The following is a 7,425-nucleotide window of genomic DNA, read 5'->3' as shown; positions in this document are numbered from 1 at the left end:
GTCGGGCACCAGCGGATCCCCCTCGATCCTCAACGCCAGTCCCGAGGCGGCGGCGATGGGCGGGCTCGCGCTGATCCGCACCGGCGACCGCGTGCGCATCGACCTTGGCCGCGGCACCGCCGATGTGCTGATCCCCGAGGCCGAGCTCGCCCAGCGCCGCGCCGCGCTCGAAGCGCAGGGCGGCTACCGCTACCCGTCCTCGCAAACCCCCTGGCAACAGATCCAGCGCAACCTCGTCGGACAGATGGACACCGGCGCCATCCTCGAAGGCTCCGACAAGTTCCAGCGCATCGCACAAACACACGGCCTGCCACGCGACAACCATTGAGGGGCTATTTGATCGGCGGCGCTCCGTAATAATCGGGTGCGCCGTCGAGCCGCACGTCGATCCGGTCGAGAATGAAGCCGGGGTCGAGCGCGTGGATGCGCAGGCGGTGTGCGCCCTGAGCGAACTGACGCAGCTGGATCGAACGGACCGCGGTATTGGTGAGGACGTTCTGCTTCCATTCCTCGCTGCGGCCGAAGGTGCGGAAATCGAGCGTCTGGAGCGGACCGTCGTCGAGCTGGACGGCGATGCGCAGACCATTCGCCGATGTGAGCGGATGGACCGGGATCGCGACGATGCGCAGCTCCGCGTCGCCGCTGGCGGGAACATCAAAGCGATAGTCGAGCGGCGTAACCTCTGTCGCATCGGTGCGTGATGGCAGGTCGAGCTTTGCGCGAAGGGCGCCGCCGCGCGAGCCGAGGCCGGGCACGACTTCCCAGTCCGGAGCTGCCGCGCTGGTCGCGGCGAGCGAGACGATGCGGTCGATCGCGGTCGGGGCATCCCGAGGCTCGCGAGCCCCACGTCCGGCACCCTGCGATGCCGCCACCTGCGGATAGAGCGGTTCGTCGAATACCGGCAACCGCCGCGGTGCCATGTCCATCATCCCGCGCCATTTGCCGCCGTTCTGGTTGTTGTAGGTCGCGGTGTCCGCGACGATCCGGGCGTGCGCCGCCCTGGCCTGCTCGGCAAGGGCGTTGACGCCGGCGCGGCCCTGGCGGGCGTAGAGCGCCGCGAGATCGAGGCGCAGGTTGCGCTCGTTGAGGCTCGCGGCGGCGCGCACCGGATAGAGCATGAGCTGGAAGAAAGCGTCGTGGCGGTCGGCGGGAAGGCGTTTGCCGATCGCCTCGGCCCGCGCGGTGATCGCACGGTAGCGATCGATGCGCGCGAGTGCCTCGCCGTCGCCGGTGCGGATGTAATCGCCGATCTTGTTGGGCCGCGTCGGCTCGGTCTGACCGAAGCCCATGAATTCGGGCCGCCGCTCGAAGGCGAGGTCGTAATATTCGGTCATCACCGCGGCGATCTCCGCCGCCTGCGCCGCGCCGAACTGGCGCGCGGCCCAGCCGGTCAGGTGATCGCGCGCGGGCCGAGCGATCGCGCGATGATCGAAGGCGAGGTCGAGGAAATATTGCGTCAGATACTCGCCCGGCTTGATGTCGCCGACATTGACCACCCAGAGTTTGCGCGCGTCCATCCGCCAGGCGCGGTCGAGCTGTTCGCGGATCAGCGCGGGGTGGGTGGTGCCGAGCCAGAGATAATCGTGCGGACGGCCCCAATAGGAGATGTGGTAGTAAATGCCCGAGCCGCCGCGGCGTGCGCGTTCGGCGGGCGTCGGAAGCTGGTGGATATAGCCGTAATTGTCCTCCGGCCAGACCAGCGTCACATCCTCCGGCACATCGAGGCCAGCGGCATAAACGTCGAGCACCTCCTTGTAGAGGGTGAGAACCTGCGGCACCTGATCGGCAGGCTTGCCTTGCGCCTTGGCCAGCAGGTCGCGCTGGACCGCCATTACCTGCGTCATCGCATCGCGCGCCTGTTCGGGCGTGTCGGCGCCTTCCATCGCGGAGTCGTGCTTGCCGCGCAGGCCGATCGTGTAGACGTTCTCGAAACCCTTCACCTGCTCGGTGCGCTCGCGCCAATAGTCGATCATCGCAGTGCGGTTGGTGAAGAAGTTGAAGGGCCCCCGCGTCTTCTCGTCCCATTCGCGCACATTGTTGCGCATCATCGGTTCGGCATGGGACGTGCCGACGACGATGCCATAGTCGCGCGCCACTTCCGCATTGCCGGGGATCTGGTAGAATGGCTTGGTGGAATCGTGCATCGCCGGCCAGATGAGGTTGGCCTTCAATCGCCACATCAGCTCGAAGATGCGGGCATAGGTCCTGGGGCCGATATCGCCGGTCTCGGGCTCATGGGTCTTGGCGGCCCAAGGCTGAAGCCCCCAATCCTCGTCGTTGAGGAAGATGCCGCGATACTGCACCGATGGCGCGACCGACCGGCGGCGGGTGCCGTCGACCGCGAGCCGGTCGACACGCCGCGGGGTGACGTCGGCCCACCATTCCCAGGCCGATACGCCGAGCTCCCGCGTGAGATCGATCACGCCCCAGACCGCGCCGCGCTGATCGGAGCCTGCGATCAGCAGGTAGCGGGTGCCGGGATGACGTCTCGATTGCACCAGCAGGCGTTCGTAGCGCTCCCAGTGGCCGGCAAGGCCGGAAAGGTCCACGCCGGCATCCGTCGCGACGGCGCGGACCAGCGCGGAATCATGCGTGCCGATGACGATGCACAGCCGCCGGCATGTGGCGAGGTCGCTCGAGACGCCGGCGGACCGGCCGGTCAGCTCGCCGAGGTCGCGGGCAAGGAGCTCGCTCGCCAGCACCGCGGTGCGGCTCTCGGCATGGACGATCTCCGCCAGCTGCGATCCATCGAACAACACGGCCTCATCGGCCCGCGCTGGGATGGCGCCCAGGATCGCGGCGAGCGGCAGAAGAAGCTTCAGGAAGTTCGTCGGTATCGGCATGCAGGCACCCCTCGCGGCGCAATCTATCGGCGGGATCGCGCCAGCGTCCATCCAAAAAGGTGGGTCATCATGTCATTATGTAGGATTTGTCTTGACCCTATCCGGTGAGCTGGCCAAGAATATTGTCATATAAATTGGGAGGATTGCTGTGGGGGCTCGGGCTTTTTCAATCTTTACGGCGATTGCCGCCGCCAGCCTGACACCTCCCGCCGTCCATGCGCAGCAGGCGCGTGAGACGCAAAATCTCGCCGCCCCCGTGAAGACCTTCGGGCGGGTGTCGTTCGACGCACGCTCGCTGATGATCGACGGCAAGCGCACGATCATCTGGTCGAGCGAGATGCATCATTTTCGGCTGCCCAGCCCGGACCTGTGGCGCGACATCCTGCAGAAGATGAAGGCCAATGGCTTCAACACCGTCGCTCTCTATTTCGACTGGGGTCTCCACAGTCCCAAACAGGGCGTCTACGACTTCTCCGGCATCCGCGACATCGATCGGCTGCTGACCATGGCGGAGGAGGAGGGACTCTACGTCATCACCCGCGCCGGCCCCTATGTGAATGCCGAGCTGACGCGCGGCGGCTTTCCGGGCTGGCTGGTCAACCAGCGTGTCAAGGCGCGCACCGATGCGCCCGAATATCTCGAAGCCGCGGACGAGTGGCTGACTCAAGTCCATGCGATCATCGCGCGCCACCAGATCAACGGCGACGGCAAGGGCAATCGCGGCACCGTCATCCTCCACCAGATCGAGAACGAGCTGGCGGTAACCACGCCGGCGCAGCGCCGCTACATGGACCATCTCTACAAGAAGGCGCGTGCCGACGGCATCAACGTGCCGATCTTCCACAATGACCAGGGCCGCAACGGTTATTGGACGCCGGAGGATTCAAAGGTCGAGCATGTCGTGCCCGGCCCGGTCGATCTCTATGCGTTCGACGGCTATCCCGGCGGCACCTGCACCGCCGGGGGCAAACCCACGCGTGGCAGCGCGGCGCCCGACTGGGGCTATTACGGCGCCGGTGGGGCGAAGGGCGGTGCTTCGGCCTCGCCCAACACGCCGGGCTTCCTCGCCGAGTTCGGCGGCGGCTGGTTCGACTATTGGGGGTCGAACGGCGGATATGAATGCAACGCGATCCAGCGCGGCAAGCGGTTCCAGCGCGTGTTCTATGGCACCAACCTCGCCAACGGCATCAACATCCAGAGCTTCTACATGGGCTATGGCGGCACTAGCTGGGGCTGGCTGCCCGCACCCGTGGTGTTCACCAGCTACGACTATGGCTCGGCGATTTCCGAGCCGCGCGAGGTGCGGCCGAAGCTGGTCGAGATGAAGCAGCTTGGCGGGCTGATCGCGACGGTGCCCGATCTGGCGGGGATGATCCCGGCGGGCACGCCGCAGATCTCGTCGGACAAGGTGCAAGTCTATCACAACAAATCCACCGAGACCGACGCGCGCTTCCTGCTCGTCACCCACAAGCCGTCGAACGGGCAGGGGAGCGATCGCTTCGCGATCACGGCCGATCTGCCCGACGGGCGCTACACCTTCCCGCAGGGCGAGGCGATGCAGCTCAACGGGTTCGACGCGAAGTGGCTCGTCGCCGGGGTGAATGTCGGGGGACAGCGGCTGGTCTATTCGACCTCCGAGCTGCAGAGCGCGGTCAAGCTCGATGGCGCCGACCTGCTGCTGATGTACGGCCGTGCGGGCGAACCGGGCGAGACGGTGCTGCGCTATGCGAGCGCGCCCAAGGTCGAGGTGATCGAGGGAAGCGTCGAGCACGCGTTCGATGCGACGAAGGGCGATCTGCGCCTCAACTACACGCATCGCGGCCGCGCGGTAGTGCGGATCACCGGGGCAGCCCGGCCGCCCCTCACCCTGTTGCTCGCCGACGAGGACGAGGCTGGCGCCTATTGGACGCATGACACCGTGGCGGGGAAAATTCTGGCGCGCGGCCCGGCATTGATCCGCACTGCCACGGCCAAGGGCGGCGTGCTGGCACTGACCGGCGATACCTCGGGCGAGACGGCGCTCGAGCTGTGGGCGCCGCGCGCGATCCGCTCCATGCGGTGGAACGGTGCGGTGGTGCGCACCGCTGCGACCGTTCGCGGCAGCGTCGCTTCGGTAGCGCCGCTCGCCGGGCCGGTGGACTTCGCCTTGCCAGAGCTCACCGACTGGCGCGTCGCGGCGGGATCGCCCGAAGCGCTGCCTGGCTTCGACGACAGCGGGTGGCAGGCGATCGACCGGCGCCGCGCGGGCACCACCACCGCCTGGGCCGATGGCCAGCCGACGCTGGTGATGGACCCCTATGGCTTCCACGAGGGCGACGTCTGGTATCGTGGCCGCTTCCAGGGCGGTGCGGAGGCAGAGAAACTGTCGCTCTTCTATGGCGGCGGAGCAGTCGGGATGGTCCAGCTCTGGCTCGACGGCAAGTTCGTCGGCCAGCACGAGATCGCCGGCGGCCAGCCCCGGCCGATCACATTGGGTTCGGCCGAGTTCCCGCTGCCGGCCGCAGCGCGCACGCCGGGCGAGCATGTGCTGAGCGTGATGGTGCGCAACAACGGGCACAATTGGGATCTCGACGCAGACGACTTTCACAAGGAGGCGCGCGGGCTGATCCATTCTTCGCTGGGGCCGGTGGCCGGACGCAGCTTCGCGGTGCCGATCGCGTGGAAGATCCAGGGGCGAAAGGACGGCGAGGATCTGGCCGATCCCGTGCGCGGCGTACCCAACAATGGCGGGCTGCACGGCGAGCGTGAGGGCTGGCATCTGCCCGGCTTCGACGATAGCGGCTGGCAACGCGTCTCGACCTCGCCGGCGCAGCTTGAACCGGGCACCAGCTGGTATCGCACACGCTTCGACCTTGCAGTGCCGAAGGGCCAGGATGCGACGATCGGTCTCGCCTTTGGCGACACCGGCAAGCCGCGCTCGGCGGGGCGCTATCGCGTGCTGATCTTCGTCAATGGCTGGCACATGGGCCAGTTCATCGCACATGTCGGCCCGCAGCGCATCTTCCCGATCCCCGAGGGCATCCTGAACCATCGCGGCACGAACAGCGTCGCGCTGGCGGTGACGACAGACGGGCAGCCCGGCAATGCGCTCGAGCCGGTCAGGCTGGTGACGATGCGCAATGTGAAGGGCGGGCTGCCGGTACGGATGGTAAGCGCACCCGCGACGCCTGCAGAGCTCAAATGACGGGCATGTTCGACCGCCGCGGCGTCCTCGGCGCAGGGCTGGCGATGCCGTTGCTCGCGGGTTCCGTCCGGGCGCGTACACCGCATGCGCGCCGCCAGGTGCGTGTCGCGGCGCCGTTCGATATGCCCTCGATCGAGGTGCCGGACTTCGCCCGCAGCCGGCCGTTTCCGATTACCGATTTCGGCGCCGTCCAGAATGATCAGGCGCGAACCGGCGCTGCCATTGCGCAAGCGATCGACGCCGCGCACGCCGCGGGATCGGGCATCGTGATCATCCCGCCCGGGACGTGGCCGACGGGCAAGATCCACCTCAAGAGCAACGTCAACCTGCACGTCGCAAAGGGCGCTACGCTGCTCTTTTCGGCGCGGCCTTCGGACTATCTCCCGGCGGTGCCGACCTCGTGGGAAGGGATCGAGTGCCACAATTATTCGCCGCTCATCTATGCCCATCAGTGTGAGAATGTCGCGATCACCGGCGGGGGACGGCTGAAGGCGCAGCTCGACATTTGGAAGGCCTGGTACGCGCGTCCCAAGGCGCATCTTGATGCTTTGATCGCGCTGAATGCCGTGGCGGTAGAGAGGGTGCCGGTTGCCCAGCGGCAAATGGCATATGTCGGAGCCGATCTTCGTCCGCACTTCATTCAGTTCAATCGCTGCCGCCACGTGCTCGTGGAGGATGTACACATCGAGGACAGCCCCTTCTGGGTGCTGCATCCCTTTCTGTGCCGTGACGTCGTGATCCGCCGGATCAAGGTCCGCGCGCACGGGCACAATAATGACGGCGTCGACCCCGAGATGAGCCAGAATGTGCTGATCGAGGATTGCGTGTTCGACCAGGGGGACGACGCCATCGCAATCAAGTCGGGCCGCGACCAGGACGCATGGCGGATCGGTGCGCCGTGCCGCAATATCGTCATGCGCCGCTGCCGCATCCGGAACGGCCATCAGCTCGCTGCCATCGGCAGTGAGCTTTCGGCCGGCATCGAGAATGTCTTCATCGACGACTGCCATCTCGAGCGCGGCGAGGTGGCGGCGAAAACGGCGCTGATGAACCTGCTGTTCGTCAAGACCAACGAGCGCCGCGGCGGCTTCGTGCGCAACATCTTCATGTCGAACATCACCGCCACGCGGATCGCGGGTGCCGTACTGCGCGTGGAGACCGACGTGCTTTACCAGTGGCGGCACCTGGTGCCGACCTATGAGCGGCGGTTGACGCGGATCGAGAATCTCGACGTCCGCAACGTGCGGGTTGGCGAGGCAAGGTCGCTGTGCAACATCACGGCGGAAGCCGAGGCTCCGGTGCGCAGGGTCTCGTTGCGCGGCGTACGGGCCGGGAAGCTGCTCGACCGGCCCGTGATCACCGCCAATGTCGAGAATTTCTCGCTCGCCTGATCTTCCG

Annotated in this window: 4 protein-coding genes; 3 read left to right on the top strand and 1 reads right to left on the bottom strand. The window is 66.6% G+C overall.

Going from position 1 to position 7,425, the window contains the following annotated elements; genetic code table 11:
* On the top strand, positions 1-328 hold a 328-nt coding region (locus VGD28_RS09235), incomplete at its 5' end, for a dihydroxy-acid dehydratase (RefSeq protein WP_331028044.1).
* 4 nt (positions 329-332) lie between these two features.
* Here the strand turns inward: VGD28_RS09235 and VGD28_RS09230 are convergent.
* Positions 333-2,843 carry a glycosyl hydrolase 115 family protein gene (locus VGD28_RS09230; protein ID WP_331028043.1) on the bottom strand — a complete coding sequence of 837 codons (2,511 nt, stop codon included), beginning with the start codon at positions 2,841-2,843 and terminating at the stop codon, positions 333-335.
* A gap of 256 nt (positions 2,844-3,099) precedes the next feature.
* Between VGD28_RS09230 and VGD28_RS09225 the strand changes: the two genes are divergently transcribed.
* Together VGD28_RS09225 and VGD28_RS09220 are read left to right on the top strand one after the other, a co-directional pair.
* Positions 3,100-6,027 carry a beta-galactosidase gene (locus VGD28_RS09225; RefSeq protein ID WP_414714483.1) on the top strand — a complete coding sequence of 976 codons (2,928 nt, stop codon included), beginning with the start codon at positions 3,100-3,102 and terminating at the stop codon, positions 6,025-6,027.
* The gene (locus VGD28_RS09220; protein ID WP_331028042.1) at positions 6,024-7,418 is read left to right on the top strand and encodes a glycoside hydrolase family 28 protein; all 1,395 of its coding nucleotides are present in this window, start codon (positions 6,024-6,026) and stop codon (positions 7,416-7,418) included. The genes VGD28_RS09225 and VGD28_RS09220 overlap by 4 nt, the downstream gene beginning before the upstream one ends.
* The last annotated feature ends 7 nt before the right edge of the window (positions 7,419-7,425 follow it).

This window comes from Sphingomonas sp. (genome assembly GCF_036402235.1).
Taxonomy (GTDB): Bacteria; Pseudomonadota; Alphaproteobacteria; order Sphingomonadales; family Sphingomonadaceae; genus Sphingomonas.
This window is presented reverse-complemented; position numbering and strand designations above follow the sequence as displayed.